General features: G+C 59.0%; 1 protein-coding gene. It reads right to left on the bottom strand.

Annotated elements, in window-relative coordinates; translation table 11 throughout:
• Positions 1–699: ABC transporter substrate-binding protein (locus tag AC1D34_RS37995; RefSeq protein WP_476827079.1), on the bottom strand; the 699-nt coding region annotated here is incomplete at its 3' end.
• Positions 700–909: the final 210 nt, after the last annotated feature.

The raw sequence follows: 909 nt of genomic DNA, 5'->3' as shown, positions 1-909 counted from the left end.
CTTGTTCTTCGGCGCACCCTTGTACCAGGTCTCGTTGGCATCGAGCGCATACTGCTCGTTGGGACGATATGCGCGGACCTTGTAGGCACCGGAACCGGCCGAGTTCAGCTTGAGCCAGGCATTGCCGAAATCGCCATCCTTCTCGTTCGCCTTGACCAGCTTGGAATCGACGATCGAAGCCACGCCAGAGGTCAGGCAGTTCAGGAAGAAGGTCGGGGCGAAGGGCTTGGAAACGGTGACGACGACGGTGCTGTCATCGGTGGCCTTCACCTTCTCGAGGACATTCTCCTTGGTGAGGCCGAATTGGGTGAGGATGAAGCCCGGCGACTTGTTGAGCGTGACGGCGCGCTGGAAGGAATAGACCACGTCGGCTGCCGTCAGCGCGTTGCCCGAATGGAACTTGACGCCCGGGCGGAGCTTGAACGTGTAGGTGAGATTGTCCTCGCTCACAGTCCATTTCTCGGCAAGCTCGCCGACGAGGTCGTTGTTCTTGGCCAGATCGACGCCGATCAGCTTGTCATAGACATTGGCGCCGACTTCGACACCGGAGAATTCGAAGGCTTCGGCCGGATCGAGCGTAATGATGTCGTCGATCTGCTTGGCCATGACCACCGTATCCTTCGGCGTCTGGGCCATGGCTGTCGTCGCCATCAACGCCGTAAAGGCGGAGGCAACCATCAATTTCGCAACGTGACGCATGGACTATCCCCATTGGTTCATAGGGCGGCCGTTTCGCCGCCGCTTGGGCGCTATCTGTGGCCAGAACGAGCCCGATGTCCAGCGGCTCGGAAATTGCACAGCGCACTGTTCACAAGCCTGCACTCTTCTTGCGCAACGAATTGATAGACCGACGCATTCTTGCGCAGCGACAGCTTTGCGAGCAATCGAAGCTGGGGCTATCCTCAGGGA

This window comes from Allobosea sp. P1_A7 (assembly GCF_056406775.1).
This window is presented reverse-complemented; position numbering and strand designations above follow the sequence as displayed.